Below are 15896 nucleotides of genomic sequence, written 5' to 3'. Positions count from 1 at the left end.
GAACTCAGGTTTTGAAAGGCACAAAGATCGGCTCCCTTTCCCCCTCTCCCCGTGGGGAGAGGGCTGGGGTGAGGGGTGGATTTCCCTGACACCCACTACTTTTTCAATTTCGAGGATTCTGAAATGTCCACAATGATCCGCCCGGCCCTGAGCCTTCTGGTACTGATGACGCTGATCACCGGCGTCGCCTATCCCTTGGTGGTGACTGGCGTCGCGCAAATCGCTTTCCCCGATCAAGCCAACGGCAGTCTGGTACGCGATGCCGATGGCAAGGTGCGTGGTTCGTCGCTGATTGCCCAGGATTTTGCCGGCGACGCCTGGTTCCATCCGCGCCCGTCGGCCGGGGCATTCGCCACGGTGTCGAGCAGCGCCAGCAACCTCTCGCCGAGCAACCCGGCGCTGGCCACGCGGGTCATCGACGAGGCCAATAAACTGCAAGTGCCCGGCCAGGGAGCGGTGCCGCTGGCGCTGCTGACCACCTCTGGCAGCGGCCTTGATCCGCACTTGCCACCGGCGGCGATTGCCTATCAACTGGCGCGTGTTGCGGCGGCGCGCAATCTGCCGGTATCGACCCTTCAACAGTTGCTCGACGCGCACATCGAGCAGCCGCTGGTGGGGCCGCCGGTGGTGAATGTGCTGGCATTGAATATCGCGCTGCAAAAGCTGTAACCCAGCGGCGCCGCCAATCGCGAGCTTGCTCGCGATGGCGGCCTGACGTTCACCCCATCAAAACCTGAAAGAAGAGACCTTCAAGCATGAGCGATTCCGGCCGCGCCGATGCGCTGTTAGCAGACCTGCCCCGCGATGGCCGTGGTCGGCTCAAGGTATTCCTCGGCGCCGCGCCCGGTGTCGGCAAAACCTACGCCATGCTGCAAGCGGCGCACACGCAACTGCGCCAAGGGGTCAAAGTCATCGCCGGGGTGGTCGAGACCCACGGCCGCGCTGAAACCGAAGCGCTGCTCGGCGGCCTGCCGCAACAGCCGTTGCTGCGCTCGGAATACCGCGGCGTGATGCTCGAAGAAATGGACCTCGACGGTCTGCTCGCGGCCAAACCAAAACTGGTCCTGGTCGACGAACTCGCCCACAGCAACGCCCCCGGCAGCCGCCACGCGAAACGTTGGCAAGACATCCAGGAATTGCTCGCCGCCGGCATCGACGTGTTCACCACGGTCAACGTCCAGCACCTGGAGAGTCTCAACGATCAAGTGCGCGGAATCACCGGCGTGCAGGTCCGCGAAACCTTGCCCGATTGGGTCCTGCAAGAAGCCTACGAACTGCTGCTGATCGACCTGCCGCCGCGCGAATTGCTCGAGCGTCTGCGCGACGGCAAAGTCTATGTGCCGGAGCAGGCGCGCGCGGCCATCGATGCTTTTTTCACCCAGACCAACCTCACTGCGCTGCGCGAAATGGCCATGCAAACCGCTGCGGCGCAGGTCGATAACGACTTGGCTCAGGGTTATCGGCAACTCGGTCAAGCTGCGCCGGCGGTGCGCGGACGCTTGCTGGTCGGGGTCGATGGCGATGCGCAGGCCGAACGCTTGGTGCGCCACGCCAGCCGCGTCGCCCAGCGCCGGCATCTGCCGTGGAGTCTGGTGCACGTCGACAATGGCCGCGTGCGCGACGAGCAATCGCGCCTGCGTCTGCAAAGCGCCCAGCAACTGGCTGAACGTTTAGGCGGCGAAGTGGTGTTGCTGCGTGCCGGCGAAGTGGCGAAGACCCTGATCCAGCACGCCGCCGAACGTCGCGCCAGTCTGGTGTTGGTCGGCCAGTCCCGGCAGCGTCTGCGCCGACGGCTGTTTGGCGGCGGACTGGCTTCCCGGCTGTTGCGCGATGCCCGAGGGCTGGAAATCAACGTGCTCGACAGCGATCACGAAACCCATCAGCCACGTCAGCGTTCGATCCGTTCATTGGTCTGGTTCGACTACGCTCTGGCGTTGCTGGCGACCGTTTTGGCCAGTGCCTTGGCGTGGGCCGTGGCGAGTGTTTTGCCGTTGCCGAATATCTCGCTGGTGTTCCTCGCGGCGGTGTTGCTGGTGGCGGTGCGCAGCAGCCTCGGCCCGGCGCTGGCGTGTGCGGCGCTGTCATTCCTGGTTTACGACTTCCTGTTCATTCCGCCGAATTTCTCGTTCAGCATCCAGCGCGAAGAAGACGTGCTGACCTTGCTGTTTTTCCTGTTGATGGCGGCGCTGACCGGCAACCTCGCAGCGCGTCAACGCCGGCAATTGCAGGCGTTGCGCGACACTCAGGAAGAAACCACCGAGCTGCTCGACCTGTCGCGCAAACTCACTGCCGCCACCGACCGCCAAGCCGTGATCAGCGCCGCCGCGCAGCACCTCAATGGTTGGAGCGAACTGCAATTGTGCCTGCTCAATCGCGACGGCCAAGGTGGCTGGAAAGTCGAAACCGGTGGTCCGCTGGAGTTCTCCGAAGCCGAACGCGCCGCCGCCGATTGGGCCTGGCAGCACGATCAACCGGCGGGCGCCGGCACCGGCACCTTGCCGTTCGGGCGTTGGTGGTGGTGGCCGTTGTCGGTCGAGGACGGCCCGCTGGCGTTGCTCGGCGTGTGCGCCAAAGAGGGCCAGACCTTGAGCGGCCAGCGTCGACGCTTGTTGACGGCGCTGAGTCAGCCGCTGGCGCAAGCGCTGGCCCGCGCGCAGCTGGCCGAGGACCTCGAAGCGGCGCGCCTGCATGGCGAAACCGAACAATTGCGCAGTGCCTTGCTGGCATCGGTGTCGCACGATCTGCGCACGCCGCTGACCGCCATGCGCGGCAGCATCGATAGCCTGTTGGCGCTCGGCGAAGCGATTCCTTTGGAGGATCGCCGCGAGTTGCTCGAAGGCACGCGCGATGAGGCCGAACGCCTTGATCGTTACATTCAGAACCTGCTGGACATGACGCGCCTCGGCCACGGAGCGCTGAAACTGGCGCGCGATTGGGTGTCGCCGGCCGACATTATCGGCAGTTCGCTGAATCGCCTGCGCGCGGTGCTGGCGCCGTTGCAGGTCAGCGCCGAAGTGCCGGCCGAGCTGCCGTTACTGTACGTGCACGCGGCGCTGATCGAACAAGCGCTGGTCAACGTCATCGAAAACGCCGCACGTTTCTCTCCGCCTCAGGGACGTTTGCAAGTGCGCGCCGGGGCTGACGAAAAAGAGCTGTTTTTCTCGGTCAGCGATGAAGGCCCGGGGATTCCCGAGGAGGAGCGCGCAAAGATTTTCGACATGTTCTACACCGCCGCTCGGGGTGATCGCGGCGGCCAGGGCACCGGGCTCGGGTTGGCGATCTGCCAGGGCATGGTCGGCGCGCATGGCGGGCGCATCAGCGTCGCCGAGGGCCTCGACGGGCGCGGCACGTGCATCACGCTGCACTTGCCGCTGCAGGAACAACCTGGTTTTGAAAGTGAAGCCTGATATCTTTCGCACAGTCTCATTACCATCCCCGTGCCCATCCACACGCTGCGATCACAAACCATGAGCCAGACCACCACCATTTTGGTCATCGACGACGAACCGCAGATCCGCAAATTCCTGCGTATCAGCCTCGCTTCCCAGGGCTACAAAGTTCTGGAGGCGGGCACCGGTAATGAAGGCCTGGCGCAAGCGGCGCTGAGCAAACCGGACTTGCTGGTGCTCGACCTCGGGCTGCCGGACATGGACGGCCAGCAAGTGCTGCGCGAGTTTCGCGAATGGTCGAGCGTGCCGGTGCTGGTGTTGTCGGTGCGCGCCAGCGAAGGGCAAAAAGTCGAGGCGCTGGATGGCGGCGCCAACGACTACGTGACCAAACCGTTCGGCATTCAGGAGTTTCTCGCACGGGTGCGCGCGTTATTGCGCCAGGCACCGAGCGGCGAAGCGCAGCAAGCGGCGCTGACGTTCGGCCCGTTGACCGTGGACCTGGCCTATCGGCGGGTGCTGCTCGACGGCGCCGAAGTCGCGCTGACTCGCAAGGAATACGCGGTGTTGGCGCAACTGGCGCGGCATCCGGGGCGGGTGATTACCCAGCAGCAATTGCTCAAGGACATCTGGGGCCCGACGCACACCGAGGACAGCCATTATTTGCGGATTGTAGTCGGGCATTTACGGCAGAAACTCGCCGACGACCCGACCCGACCACGGTTTATCGTGACCGAAGCGGGGGTTGGTTATCGGTTGTTGGGGGAGGGTGGTCTGTAGGTTTTTCGGCGGGCAGTCCGGCCTCTTCGCGGGCAAGCCTCGCTCCTGCAGGGTTCGCGTGAACCGTGTGGGAGCAAGGCTTGCCCGCGATGAGGCCCTGACATTCACCCGAGAATCTCAAGCATCACGCTTCTGGTCACTCTCATAACGGTCCATCGTATCGCTGGCAATCTCGCGGCCCAGCGCGATCAACTCCGGCGCCTTGTAAAACTCGAAAAACCGGCACACACGCTTCGGCACGTTGATCAGCACGTCCGGCGGATACCCGGCGATCTTGTACTGCGCCAACGACGTCTGCATCACCTCGAAACTCTGGTTGATCAAATCCAGCAATGACGCCGGCCCGACGTTGTCGATGATGAACGAACCGGTGGCGGATTTCGGTGCGCCATCGGCTTGCGGAGCCGCCGCAGGTTGCTGCGCTTCCGGTTCGGCCGATTCGATCCACGGGTTGATATCCGCCGCTTCCGCTTTCAGCGCTTCCTGTTCCAGCAACAGCAACTGTTCAGCCTGTTTGCGGCGGAATGGCATCTTCGAACCTAGCGAACTGATCAGGTTATTGAAACGCGACTTGAACGCCGGCGGCCGCGGAATCACCGGCAATTGGTAATGCCGCTGGTTGGTCGAGTTGAGATTGACCGCGATGATCAAATCACAATGGCTCGACACCACCGGCACAATCGGCAACGGATTCAACAGACCGCCATCAACCAGCATCCGATTGCCCTGCATCACTGGCGTGAACAAACTGGGGATCGCCGCCGAGGCGCGCATCGCTTGATGCAGGCAACCTTCCTGAAACCAGATTTCCTGCTGATTGGTCAGGTCCGTGGCCACCGCCGTGTAGGGAATGCGCAGATCTTCAATGTTGATTTCGCCGACGATCTTGCGGATCTGGCCGAAGACTTTTTCGCCACGAATCGCCCCCAAGCGGAAACTGACATCGACCAGCCGCAGCACGTCGAGGTAGTCGAGGCTTTCGATCCAGTCGCGATAATCCTTGAGTTTGCCGGCGGCATAAATCCCGCCGACCACCGCGCCCATCGAGCACCCGGCAATGCACGCGATGTCGTAACCACGCCGCTCGATCTCCTCAATGACACCGATATGGGCATAGCCCCGGGCTCCACCTGAGCCCAGCACCAGTGCGACACGCTTTTTCATGAATCGCCCTCGTCTGACAAGGTCCAACAATGCACCCATCAGGGGCAACGCTTCAATCGCCAAGGTCGTTGCCCGGGGTGACGGCGTCGTTTTTTCGACACTGCATGGCGCCACATGCGTATGCTCGCGAACGCTGTCGTTGGCGGGGCAGGTCAGGGCAGGGCAAAGCAGAGGCACTTTTTGCGCGCGCCACCGTCTTACCTGCACGACTGTTTTCTTATTCTTGAGGTGTGAGTGATGAAAGCCTGGATCTGTGTGCCGTTGATTGCCCTGGCGCTGGCCGGTTGTGCTGGTAAAACTGCGTACCGCGAAAGCTGCGGCAGCCAGATCGATGCCGCCTGGCATGAGCTCGACCTGGCCAAGGCTGAAGGTTTCGCCGGCACCGTCAGTTACTCCAAGGCTTTGTCGCTGTTGACCGGCGCCAAGACCCAGCAACAATTTGAAGCCTATGAAGGCTGCACCAACAAAGCCGAGAAGGCGCGCTTCTACATTCGTGAATCCCGCGCCGGTCGTTAACGGGCACGGTGCGTTCAATGGGCGGTTAAGCACATTCGATTCAGGGAGAAAGTGATGTCGGCTTTGGTCAATCGATTGGTGGCTCAGGTGCTGAGCCTGGATATTCGTTTGCTGGCGTGCCAGGCGCGTTTGACTGCCCGCACCGATCCCGAAGCGCTGCACGACTTGCGCACCACCGTGCGGCGGCTGCGCAGTCTGTTGCGGCCGCTGCGCGGGTTGCCCGGCGTCGAGCAACTGGAAGCGGCCGCTTCCAGCGTCGGCGACCTGACCACACCGCTGCGGGATCGCGAGGTGCTGGCGGCGTACCTGTTGGCGCACCAGCAACCCGAAGCGGCGCAACGGCGCATGGCGCAGATGGACGCGGCGTATCCTGCCGTCGCCAGCAGCGCTGAAGTGACGCAACTGCTGATGATCCTCGACGCGTTTCCGCGATTCCTGCGTGCCGCGCAGCGTCAGGGTTTGCTCAAAGGCTTGCGTCAGCGCATCGAAAAGCGCCTGGCCAAGCAATGGAAGAAACTCGACGAAGCGCTGCACGACCCGGCCCACGATCGCCATCGTCTGCGCTTGCTGATCAAGCGGGTGCGTTATGGCATCGAGGCTTATCCCGAGCTCGACCGTTTGCCGAAAGCGGCGATGCCGCGACTGAAATCGGCGCAAGGCGCGCTGGGTGACTGGCACGATTGCTGGCAATGGCTGCTATTGGCCGAGAAGGAAAGTGATTTGCAAAGCTGCGTCGCTGAGTGGAAAACCACCATGGCCAAAGCCGAACAGCGTGCCGACCGTGTACTGGATAAACTCAGCGACGCCTGCTTCAAATCCTGAAAACCCTTGAAGCCGAGACACAACTGCTCAATAACAACCACCACAAACCCTGTAGGAGCCGAGCTTGCTCGCGATGAGGCCGACCCATTCAACCCAGATGTTGAATGCAGGACGCGATCCCCTGTAGGAGCTGAGCTTGCTCGCGAAGGCGTCCTGTCAGTCAGTAAGTTTGCTGCTGACACGACGCCTTCGCGAGCAAGCTCAGCTCCTACAGTTGTTTTTGCGCGGGGCACAACCCCTCGCACGGCTCATCTGTCCGTCAATTTGGCCGGAATAAGCGCTGTATCGCCCGCGCAGGCTGGTTAACATCCCCTTCATCCTTTTCCCGCACTCCCGAGGTTCCCATGCGCTTTTCCGATCTGCTCGACGCTGTCCGCAGCCAGCCGCAGGCGCTGTCGATTCCTGCCGAATGGGGCCAGGGCCGGGCCAGTTTCGGTGGCCTGATCGCCGCGTTGCAGTACGAAGCCATGCGCGCGAAAGTCCCGGCCGAGCGCCCGGTGCGTTCGCTGGCGATCACCTTTGTCGGCCCGGTCGAGCCGGACGTGCCGGTCAGTTTTGAAGTCGATGTGTTGCGCGAAGGCAAAGCGGTCAGCCAGGTTTTGGGCCGGGCGATGCAGAAGGGCCAAGTGGTGACGCTGATGCAAGGCAGTTTCGGCGCCTCGCGCGAATCCGCAGTGGCAGTCCCGGCGCAACCGGCGACCGCGATGAAGCACTGGGACGAATGTCAGGAATTGCCCTATATCAAAGGCGTGACCCCGGAATTCATGCGGTATCTGGCGATGCGTTGGAGTGTCGGCGGGCTGCCGTTTACCGGCAACACTTCACGTGAAATGGGCGGTTGGGTGCGGTTGCGTGGGGAAGTGCATGAAGAGGTGCGTGAAAAGGTGCGTGAAGAGGCGCTGAGCGAGGCGTACATTCTGGCGCTGGTCGACGCCTGGCCGCCGGCGTTATTGCCGCACCTGCGCAAACCGGCGGCGGGCAGCACGCTGACCTGGACCATCGAATTCGTTCAGCCGCTGCTGGCGCTGAATACGCTGGACTGGTGCAAATACCTCGCGCAAATCGAACACGCCGCTGACGGCTACGGCCACGTCGCGGCGAAACTGTGGAGCGCGGACGGTCGGTTGATCGCCATGAGCCGGCAGACCGTGACCATTTTCGCCTGATTCAGCGCCGGTGGCGTTTGCGCCAGGCGCGCCACCAGCCGCCGCTGAGGAAAAATCTCGGGAACGTGAAGAATTGCTCGACCAGCAAACGCGACATCGCATCTTTGCGATTCGCGAACGGCTCGGAAGCCTGCGCCTCCAGGCTATGGCCGTGGCGCTGCAAACCCAGCGCAGCAATCACGCCGATTACACCAATCACGATATTCAACAGGCTCAGGCTGAACACCCCGGTGACGATCAGCAGAAAACCAATGATGAACAGCGGCACGGCAATCAGGTGCAAGGCCAGATTGGTCGGGTGCTGATGGTTGTGCGGGTAGGACTTCCATTGCCAGGCCGGAAGGTTGGGATGACGTTTGCCCATGATGAAATTCCTTGATACACGTTGAGACACATGTTTGAAGGATAGGCGGGGCAGGGGTGGGCGGCGAATCAAGGTTGGCTATCGGAGTGATAGGGTCGATGGGGCAAATCGATGTTGGCTGGGTGGGCGCCATCGCGAGCACGCTCGCTCCCACACAGGATCTGTGAACGGCGCAAATCCCCTGTGGGAGCGAGCTTGCTCGCGATGAGGCTTTCAGCATCAGAGCTTCAGAGCTTCAGGGCCTCAAAGCTTCAACTGCCCAATCGCCTTGCTCAATTCCCCGGCCAACGTCGCCAACTCGTTACTGGTATTCGCCGAATCCACGGTCTGCTGCACGGTGTTTTCGGTGACGTCGCGAATGCTCACCACCGAACGATTCATTTCCTCGGCGACATGACTTTGCTGCTCGGCCGCCACGGCGATCTGCGTGTTGCTCTCGCGCATCTGCGCCACGGCGCTGGTGATTTGCGCCAGCGCCGCCCCGGCTTCCTGCGCCTGCTGCACGCAATCGTCAGCCTTGAACGAGCTTTCCTGCATGAAATCCACGGCGTCGCGGGTGCCGGCCTGCAACGCGGACACCATCAGCGTGATCTCGTCGGTGGAGGTCTGCACGCGTTTGGCGAGGTTGCGCACTTCATCGGCAACCACCGCAAACCCGCGACCCATTTCTCCGGCGCGCGCCGCTTCGATGGCGGCATTCAGCGCCAGCAGGTTGGTCTGCTCGGCGATGCTGTGAATCACCCCGACCACGCCGTTGATCTTCTGACTGTCCTCGGCCAGACGCTCAATCATCTCGGCGGTCTGCTGCACGCCGCTGGACAAACCGGCAATCGATTTCTGTACGCGACTGACCACTTCCTGCCCGCTGCCGGCCAGGGTATCGGCGCTTTGCGAAAGGTCGCGGGTGGCGCCGGCGTGCTGGGCGATGTGGTACACCGTGGCCGTCATTTCGTTGATGGCGGTCGCGGCTTGATCGGTTTCGCTTTGCTGGCCGAGCATGCCGTGGCGCACTTCATTCATGCTCGACGCCAGCCGCGCCGCGCCGACATCCAGCTGCCGCGCGGTATTGGCGACGGTGTTGACCACGCGCTGATAACCGGCCTGCATCGCATTGAACGCATTGGCCATCTGCCCGACTTCATCCTTGCCGGCCAGCGGCACGCGGGCCGCCAGGTCGCCGGTTTTCTCGACGTGCAGCATCACGTCTTTCAGGGTATTGAGCTGGCTGAGCAGGAAGCGGATGAGCAATTGCGAAGCGCCGAGCATCGCCAGCATGAGGATCGCCACCGCCATCGCGTAATTGACGAAGCGCTCGCCGAACACCTGGCTGAGGCTCGGGCCGTAAGCGATGACCGCGACTTGCTGGCCGTCGGCGCGGCTGAGTACTTCGGCGCCCAGCAACGGGTTGTCGCCGAACAATGGCATTGGATTGATGGCGGTCCAGCCGTTGGCGGTGTCGGTCAGTTCCAGCAGCGGCTGCCCGTTGAGACGCGGCGCCTGGCCGCGACTGAAGGTCAGCACGTTATCGACCGTGGGCAGCGGCTGCCCGGCAGGCCAGGCCCCAAGCAGTCGCGCCTGCGCTTGCGCGGACACTTGTGCGGCGTGGCTGCGCGCCTGTTGCTCGAGCTGCACGGCGTACAACACCAACAACAGCGTGGTAACGAAGGCGACCGCATTGACCGCCCAGAATTTATATTTCAGCGAGATGTTGCTAAGCCAGGCACCCATAGGAGGTTTTCTCTGATAGCGGAAACAGCATTGGCAAGGTGCCAGCATTGTGCCGCTATGCAGGGCATCGAATTTTGATGCAGGTCAACGACTGCCACATTCCCTGTAGGAGTGAGCCTGCTCGCGAAAGCCGATGCTCAGTCACATCAATGTTGGATGTGCGGGCGCTATCGCGAGCAGGCTCACTCCTACAAGGGGATCTGGGGTTACTGGGGGATTGCGGGGAGACGGAAGAACGCTTGTGCGCACGCGGTGGTATGCGCCGCCAGATCTTCCTCGCTCTCTTCACGATGCAATGCCACCTCGCGCAGCACTTCAGTCAGATACGCCGGCTCATTGCGCCCATTCTTCGGTTTCGGCCGCAGGCTGCGCGGCAGCAGATACGGCGCATCGCTTTCCAGCATCAAGCGCCCACGCTTGATCTCTTTCACCAGCGGATGCAAATGCGTGCCACGGCGCTCGTCGCAAATCCAGCCGGTTATGCCGATGTGCAAGTCGAGGTCGAGGTAGCTGAACAGCGCTTTTTTCTCGCCGGTGAAGCAATGCACCACGGCAGCCGGTAACTGATCGCGATAATCGCGGAGGATTTCCAGCAAGCGCTGGCTGGCATCGCGCTCATGCAGGAACACCGGCAATTGCAGGTCGACGGCCATCGCCAGATGCGCTTCGAGGACTTTTTCCTGCTGCGGACGCGGCGAGAAGTCGCGATTGAAATCCAGTCCGCATTCGCCCACCGCGACTACCTGCGTTTCCTTGAGCAAACCGCGCAGGCGCTGCTCGCTGTCGGCGTTCCAGTCACTGGCGCTGTGCGGGTGAATGCCCGCAGTGGCGAACAGCTGTTGGCCGCTCTCGTCCAGTCGCCGGCACAGCTCCAGCGCCTGTTCGCTACCATTGACGCTGGTGCCGGTGAGCACCAATTGGCAGACCCCCGCAGCGTAGGCGCGATCGAGTACAGCCTGGTGTTTGTCGTCGAAACTGGGGTTGGTCAGGTTGACGCCGATATCGATGAGTTGCATGGTGCTACCTCGGACCAAAGGCCGGAAAGCATATCAGAGCTGTAGATTTATAAGAAAAACCAAGAACTACAACACGTTGAGGCTGTCTCTTGATGCCGCAAGACAGGTTGTGATGGTGAAAATGCCATCACTGCGCCGATCTTCGGTACGTGGCCAGCGCTGCAAGCGCTCTGTTTCTGTCGTCAGCTCTCATGAAATCTCGTGAGATCAACCAGTATTCTTTCCGGAGAGTGGATGATACGTCCCTCGGTTTTGCTACTGCTGTGTTGTTCGTTGCTGCTGCCGATGCCGGCGCTCGCGCGTTTGGCTGGCCCGCTGCAAGCCGTGCCGGCGACCAAGGTCCGCGACCTCGCGGAAATCCGCAGCAGTCGCGTGCTCAAAGTCTTGGTCAATCAGAGCCGCAACAGCTCCGGCGAAGTCCAGGGCCAGGCCATCGGCGTCGAATATCATCGGCTGCGCGCCTTCGAGCAATACCTCAATGGCCACGCGCGCGATGGCCAGGAAATCAGCCTCAAAATCATCCCCAAAGCCAAGGATCAACTGCTCGGCGCGTTGCAGCGCGGCGAGGGCGACCTGGTCGCGCCGGGCGAATTGCTCGATGCGCAAGCGGGTCATGCGGTCAGTTCCAGCGAGCCGATTGCCAGCAACGTGCCGCTGATTCTGGTCGGCATCAAAGGCGAGCGCCGTTATACGCGTCTGGAGCAACTCTCCGGCAAAACCCTCGCATTGCCGACCGGCAGCGCCGCGGGCGATGCGGTCAGTCAGATCAATCAGAAACTCTCGCTGCACAAACTGGCGCCGGTGAAAGTCGAGTGGGTCGACCCGACGCTGGCGGTCGAGGACGTGCTGGAAATGGTTCAGGGCGGGATTTTTCACCTGACCATCGTCGAGCAGCCGATTGCCGAGCGCTGGGGCAAGATCCTGCCAAAACTGCGCCTCGACCGGCAGGTGCAGATCAGCGAGCCGGGCGAGGAATACTGGTTCGTGCGCCGCGACGCGTCGATGCTGCGCGCGAGCATCGATCGTTTCCTGGTCACCTATAAAAAGCCCTCGGATCAGGACGTGGCGTTCACGCGGATCTATCGACGGCTCTATCAAGTCCACTATCCATTGGCCAAGGCTGACCGCCAGCGTCTGGAAAAACTGCGCCCGGTGCTGCAAAAACACGCCGATGCGCAAGGCATGGACTGGCTCAACCTCGCGGCACTGGCGTTCAAGGAATCGGCGCTGAAACCCGAGGCGCGCAGTGGCAGCGGCCCGACCGGTTTGATGCAGATCACCCCGTCGGCGGCGCAGCGGGTTGGCGTGAACAATATTCAGAACCTCGACGCCAATGTGCAGGCCGGGGCCAAGTATCTGGCGATGATCCGACGCAAATTCTTTTCCAGCCCCAAACTCAACGAGCGCGAGCGCATGGCGTTCGTTCTGGCGGCTTACAACATGGGGCCGGAGCGTGTTCAGGGTATGCGCGCCGAGGCTCGGCGGCGCGGCCTGAATCCAAATCAATGGTTTTTTCAGGTCGAACGCATTGCCATGGAGCAGGTGGGAATGGGCGCCGTCAGCTATGTTAATAGCGTAAACAAGTATTACTTGGCGTTCGATCGGGAGCGGGAATCGTTGGAGCCTCAAGGGCAAAAAGTAGCCTCAAGGAAATGATCGACTAAACTGATTGTTATGGCGAAATATTTGCGCTTTTAACATTCGATTTACCGATTAATATAGCGGCCAACCAACACACACTCACAATGGATGACACAGCATGAGCACTCTGATCAACAAGGTTCTGTTTACCCGCGCTGGCTACGGCCTGACTGTTCTGCGGATATTCGTCGGCATCATCTTCGCTGCCCACGGTTCGCAGAAACTCTTCGGCTGGTTCGGTGGCTACGGCCTCGCCGGCACCGCGCAGTACATGGAAAGCCTCGGCTTGGCGCCGGGTCACCTGATGGCGATCCTCGCCGGTGGCACCGAGTTCTTCGCTGGCCTGGCATTGATCATCGGTTTGTTGGTGCGTCCTGCGGCACTCGGCCTGACTTTCCTGTCGCTGGTGGCGATCTTCACTGTGCACATCAGCAACGGCCTGTTCATGGCCAACAACGGTTACGAATTTGCCCTGGCTCTGCTCGGTGGCAGCATTGCGGTGCTGATCGAAGGCGCCGGCAAGCTCTCGGCAGACCGCGCCATCGCCGGCTGACCGCTCTGGCTCAACGAAAAGGCCCGCATTGTGCGGGCCTTTTTTGTTTGGCGTCATTCTTGACACTGCTTGGTCAGTTTCTCTACGATGCCGCCCATGCGCCGATTTAAACAGCTACTTGCGGGGCGCCAGGTGACTCTAATGAGTCGCCGATAGAAGCTTGAATCACAGCTTCGAAATACCGCTAAAGCGCTGGTTCGGTGTTGCCTCTCACCTGCCATGCAGACTTTTGAGGCAGAGACACGACTCATGAATGCACTAAGCCCCGTTGTACGCCCCGCGCCGATCACGGCACACCTCACCCAGCGCAATCCAAAAATTCTGCTTGGCGGCAAACATCAGCCGACACTCCTGCGATATCTCGACGGCTGGCCACGGCGCAGCGGCGGACCTGCGGCGTTCCTGATCCAGTTTGTTGAAGACGGCGAATCGCTGGCGCGTTTTGCCAGCGACAGTTTCGATTTGGCGGTGATTCAGTCGCCGAACCTCGAGGACGCGCCGGAAATGATCAAGCAACTGACCCGCGTTGCTCGCCAAGGGCTGATCACTCGCCGCTGACGACTAATCTGCGCCGAGGAGCTTTTTAACCTCGGCGATGATCAAGTCGATGTCGAATGGCTTCGCCAATACAACATCAAACAAATCCGAGCGCTGCATGCCGATGTGCGCCTGAGCGCCGCTCATCAAGATGATTGGCAGATGATTGACTGAAGGCTGGGCTCGCACGGCGGTGGCGAATTCCAAGCCATCCATGACCGGCATCATAAAGTCGGTAATGATCAAGGCAGGCCTTTCTCTGTCCAGCACCTCGAGTCCTTTTCGACCATTGCTGGCGGTCACCACCATGAACCCCTCATCCTCCAGCGCGAAGCAGAGAATGTCAGCGATCAAGTACTCGTCGTCGACGACCAGGATGGTGGTCATGTTAATTCAACCCACGCAAAAGCTTAAGAATTTGAACCCGCAGATGTCTCAGTAGGGACTGATGGCTCATGTCTTGAAGCCTTTTTCAGGAAAACATCGTGATCTTCAATGACAATCTCAAATCGCGAGGGGTCATAAGCGCTATCTCGTACTTTAAGAATGGATAGCGTCCTGCTTAGTTCAGAGTGATTCTCGGAGAAGCGCATCAACATCAGGTTATCGACGATGCTCGACAGGTCAGAGTTGGGTGCGCTGACCTCAGAGCCAAACAAATCGCGCATTTCCCAGGAGGCGAATACCGTAACGCCACGGGATCGCAACTCGTTCATCAAGGCGCTGAAGAAATCAGTAATGCGCGCCGGATTGGTCGACACTCGCGTCATGCCGCTGAGGCTGTCGATGAACAGGCGCTTGATGCCTTTTTCTTCAACGATGCTCAGCAGCCGCGCGCCGAGTCCGTCGAGCAGGCCTTCAGTCGTCGGCTGCCAGGCAATGCTCAGTGCGCCGCTGTCCTCCATGCCTTTGATATCGATGCCCAGGGACAGACCTTTGAGCCGTAACCGTTGCGGACTTTCGTAGAAACCAAAATGCAGGCCCGGAGCTTCCACCGTCGATTCGGCGAGGAATTTGAGGCCCAGCGTGGTTTTGCCAATCCCTGACGGGCCGATCACCAGCGTCACACTCGAACTGTGCAGGCCGCCACCCAATATGCCGTCAAGCGAGCCAATGCCACTGGGAATACGCGTCAAGTCGGAGCTGTCGGGGGCGGAAGGGTGGCTGTAGAGACTTTCCAGGCGTGGGTAGACGACCAGGCCTTGATCGGTAATTTCACACTCATGTAGGCCGGTCATTGCGCCGCTGCCACGAGTCTTGCGCAATTGGATGCGCCGGACCGAGCGCGTGCCGTAGAGCTCTTCGCCCATCTCGATGACGCCATCAACCATGGTGTGCTCAGGGCTGCCGTCGTCGAGACGCGAGCTGGTGAGAAACAGCACCGTGCAACCCGCGAACGCGGCGTGCCCCTGCAATTCTGAAATGAATTTCTTGGTGTCGATGTGCGAATCGGCTTTGGAGCGCGCATTGAGCAAACCGTCGACCACCATGACTGTGGCTTTCTGGCGGCTGATCTCGCGTCGAAGCAGTTTCACTACCTCGTCCAGTCCTTCGTTTTCCAGCGTATCGAATGCGCTGACAAACTGAATTTCGGCGCCGACTTTGGACGCGTCGAAAAAACTCAGGGTCGAAAGAAACTGGAAAAGACGGTCGTGTGACTCGGCCAGCAGCGTGGCGACCAGAACCCGGCCGCCATTGTTCGCATGATGGAACCCGAGCTGGTTGGCGAGGATCGTTTTGCCAGACCCCGGGCGCCCCTGGATTATGTATGAAGCGCCCGCGACCAGCCCTCCCTTGAGCAGAGCGTCGAGCCCTTCTATTCCACTTCGGAGGCGTTTTAGCTTTTCCACAATGCGACCCTGATCTGAAAAACAGGCTGTTTAAGCCGAATGGGCGGAATGCTAACGCCATTTTCGTTTTGGAGCCATTCACGCCTGCCTCATTGATGGCCAACAGGGCATTTAGCCCCAGTCCAAGGCCGACTTTTACTCGGACTTCGTACCGTTAACGGTTTGGTCAAATCAACCTTCCTTGCAGATGACCTCCCAATCCTGCAGTGATTCAAATGCACGACCAAATATCCGCGTTTAAATCGAGACACGGAACGGCCGGGCAGGGCGCATCTTGAACGGAAACTATCGAGCGAAGAATAATTATCTGGATAGAGACGACGGCGCCGTGTATTGCTACGTCCATAGGCTGGGTGCACGCGGCAGAGCGCTG

15 protein-coding genes are annotated in these 15896 nt (G+C 60.7%); 9 read left to right on the top strand and 6 right to left on the bottom strand.

The window, feature by feature from the left end:
• The first annotated feature begins 123 nt into the window (after positions 1-123).
• From kdpC to FBY12_RS23820, 3 genes are all read left to right on the top strand, one after another.
• Entirely contained in the window at positions 124-669 is a 546-nt protein-coding gene (gene kdpC, locus FBY12_RS23830) for a potassium-transporting ATPase subunit KdpC (protein WP_145256432.1), read from the top strand.
• Between the two features lie 86 nt (positions 670-755).
• Complete coding sequence (locus tag FBY12_RS23825) at positions 756-3407, top strand: sensor histidine kinase KdpD (protein WP_145256430.1); 2652 nt, start codon at positions 756-758, stop codon at positions 3405-3407.
• 60 nt (positions 3408-3467) lie between these two features.
• Positions 3468-4166 (top strand): response regulator, encoded by a 699-nt coding sequence (locus FBY12_RS23820; RefSeq protein ID WP_145256427.1) that lies wholly within the window; start codon positions 3468-3470, stop codon positions 4164-4166.
• A 117-nt stretch (positions 4167-4283) separates the two neighbouring features.
• Here the strand turns inward: FBY12_RS23820 and FBY12_RS23815 are convergent, their stop codons facing one another.
• Positions 4284-5330: a patatin-like phospholipase family protein gene (locus FBY12_RS23815; protein WP_145256425.1), complete on the bottom strand. Its 1047-nt coding sequence runs from the start codon at positions 5328-5330 to the stop codon at positions 4284-4286.
• A 237-nt stretch (positions 5331-5567) separates the two neighbouring features.
• Here FBY12_RS23815 and FBY12_RS23810 point away from each other — a divergent pair, with 237 nt between their 5' ends.
• From FBY12_RS23810 to FBY12_RS23800, 3 genes are all read left to right on the top strand, one after another.
• On the top strand, positions 5568-5846 hold the full coding sequence (locus FBY12_RS23810) for a hypothetical protein (protein WP_101207673.1): 279 nt from the start codon (positions 5568-5570) through the stop codon (positions 5844-5846).
• Positions 5847-5900: 54 nt separating this feature from the next.
• Positions 5901-6668, top strand: coding sequence for a CHAD domain-containing protein (locus FBY12_RS23805; RefSeq protein WP_145256422.1), 768 nt, complete (start codon positions 5901-5903; stop codon positions 6666-6668).
• 344 nt (positions 6669-7012) lie between these two features.
• Positions 7013-7834, top strand: a complete 822-nt coding sequence (locus tag FBY12_RS23800; protein WP_145256419.1) for an acyl-CoA thioesterase II — start codon at positions 7013-7015, stop codon at positions 7832-7834.
• A 1-nt stretch (position 7835) separates the two neighbouring features.
• Here the strand turns inward: FBY12_RS23800 and FBY12_RS23795 are convergent, their stop codons facing one another.
• From FBY12_RS23795 to FBY12_RS23785, 3 genes are all read right to left on the bottom strand, one after another.
• The gene (locus FBY12_RS23795) at positions 7836-8198 is read right to left on the bottom strand and encodes a terminase (RefSeq protein ID WP_145256416.1); all 363 of its coding nucleotides are present in this window, start codon (positions 8196-8198) and stop codon (positions 7836-7838) included.
• A 243-nt stretch (positions 8199-8441) separates the two neighbouring features.
• Entirely contained in the window at positions 8442-9926 is a 1485-nt protein-coding gene (locus tag FBY12_RS23790) for a methyl-accepting chemotaxis protein (protein WP_145256413.1), read from the bottom strand.
• 206 nt (positions 9927-10132) lie between these two features.
• Positions 10133-10942, bottom strand: coding sequence for a TatD family hydrolase (locus tag FBY12_RS23785; protein WP_145256410.1), 810 nt, complete (start codon positions 10940-10942; stop codon positions 10133-10135).
• A 234-nt stretch (positions 10943-11176) separates the two neighbouring features.
• Here FBY12_RS23785 and FBY12_RS23780 point away from each other — a divergent pair, with 234 nt between their 5' ends.
• The 3 genes from FBY12_RS23780 (at position 11177) to FBY12_RS23770 (ending at position 13694) form a co-directional block, all read left to right on the top strand.
• Entirely contained in the window at positions 11177-12598 is a 1422-nt protein-coding gene (locus tag FBY12_RS23780; protein ID WP_145256407.1) for a transglycosylase SLT domain-containing protein, read from the top strand.
• Positions 12599-12701: 103 nt separating this feature from the next.
• On the top strand, positions 12702-13136 hold the full coding sequence (locus FBY12_RS23775) for a DoxX family protein (RefSeq protein WP_101209053.1): 435 nt from the start codon (positions 12702-12704) through the stop codon (positions 13134-13136).
• A 249-nt stretch (positions 13137-13385) separates the two neighbouring features.
• Positions 13386-13694, top strand: coding sequence for a class I SAM-dependent methyltransferase (locus FBY12_RS23770; RefSeq protein WP_121731502.1), 309 nt, complete (start codon positions 13386-13388; stop codon positions 13692-13694).
• Positions 13695-13697: 3 nt separating this feature from the next.
• Here the strand turns inward: FBY12_RS23770 and FBY12_RS23765 are convergent, their stop codons facing one another.
• Together FBY12_RS23765 and FBY12_RS23760 are read right to left on the bottom strand one after the other, a co-directional pair.
• A complete protein-coding gene (locus FBY12_RS23765; protein ID WP_121731501.1) occupies positions 13698-14060 on the bottom strand; it encodes a response regulator in 363 nt (120 codons plus the stop codon).
• 23 nt (positions 14061-14083) lie between these two features.
• Positions 14084-15523 carry an ATPase domain-containing protein gene (locus FBY12_RS23760; RefSeq protein ID WP_121731500.1) on the bottom strand — a complete coding sequence of 480 codons (1440 nt, stop codon included), beginning with the start codon at positions 15521-15523 and terminating at the stop codon, positions 14084-14086.
• Positions 15524-15896 lie beyond the last annotated feature (373 nt).

Source organism: Pseudomonas sp. SJZ131 (assembly GCF_007828705.1).
Taxonomy (GTDB): domain Bacteria; phylum Pseudomonadota; class Gammaproteobacteria; order Pseudomonadales; family Pseudomonadaceae; genus Aquipseudomonas; species Aquipseudomonas prosekii.
Note: the sequence above shows the minus strand (reverse complement) of the source record. Positions and strands in the feature narration are given on the sequence as shown.

Bases quoted from the DNA above. Each gene is read 5' to 3' on its own strand.
- kdpC (WP_145256432.1), top strand. From the start codon at position 124: ATGTCCACAATGATCCGCCCGGCCCTGAGCCTTCTGGTACTGATGACG.
- FBY12_RS23825 (WP_145256430.1), top strand. From the start codon at position 756: ATGAGCGATTCCGGCCGCGCCGATGCGCTGTTAGCAGACCTGCCCCGC.
- FBY12_RS23820 (WP_145256427.1), top strand. From the start codon at position 3,468: ATGAGCCAGACCACCACCATTTTGGTCATCGACGACGAACCGCAGATC.
- FBY12_RS23815 (WP_145256425.1), bottom strand. From the start codon at position 5,330: ATGAAAAAGCGTGTCGCACTGGTGCTGGGCTCAGGTGGAGCCCGGGGC.
- FBY12_RS23810 (WP_101207673.1), top strand. From the start codon at position 5,568: ATGAAAGCCTGGATCTGTGTGCCGTTGATTGCCCTGGCGCTGGCCGGT.
- FBY12_RS23805 (WP_145256422.1), top strand. From the start codon at position 5,901: ATGTCGGCTTTGGTCAATCGATTGGTGGCTCAGGTGCTGAGCCTGGAT.
- FBY12_RS23800 (WP_145256419.1), top strand. From the start codon at position 7,013: ATGCGCTTTTCCGATCTGCTCGACGCTGTCCGCAGCCAGCCGCAGGCG.
- FBY12_RS23795 (WP_145256416.1), bottom strand. From the start codon at position 8,198: ATGGGCAAACGTCATCCCAACCTTCCGGCCTGGCAATGGAAGTCCTAC.
- FBY12_RS23790 (WP_145256413.1), bottom strand. From the start codon at position 9,926: ATGGGTGCCTGGCTTAGCAACATCTCGCTGAAATATAAATTCTGGGCG.
- FBY12_RS23785 (WP_145256410.1), bottom strand. From the start codon at position 10,942: ATGCAACTCATCGATATCGGCGTCAACCTGACCAACCCCAGTTTCGAC.
- FBY12_RS23780 (WP_145256407.1), top strand. From the start codon at position 11,177: ATGATACGTCCCTCGGTTTTGCTACTGCTGTGTTGTTCGTTGCTGCTG.
- FBY12_RS23775 (WP_101209053.1), top strand. From the start codon at position 12,702: ATGAGCACTCTGATCAACAAGGTTCTGTTTACCCGCGCTGGCTACGGC.
- FBY12_RS23770 (WP_121731502.1), top strand. From the start codon at position 13,386: ATGAATGCACTAAGCCCCGTTGTACGCCCCGCGCCGATCACGGCACAC.
- FBY12_RS23765 (WP_121731501.1), bottom strand. From the start codon at position 14,060: ATGACCACCATCCTGGTCGTCGACGACGAGTACTTGATCGCTGACATT.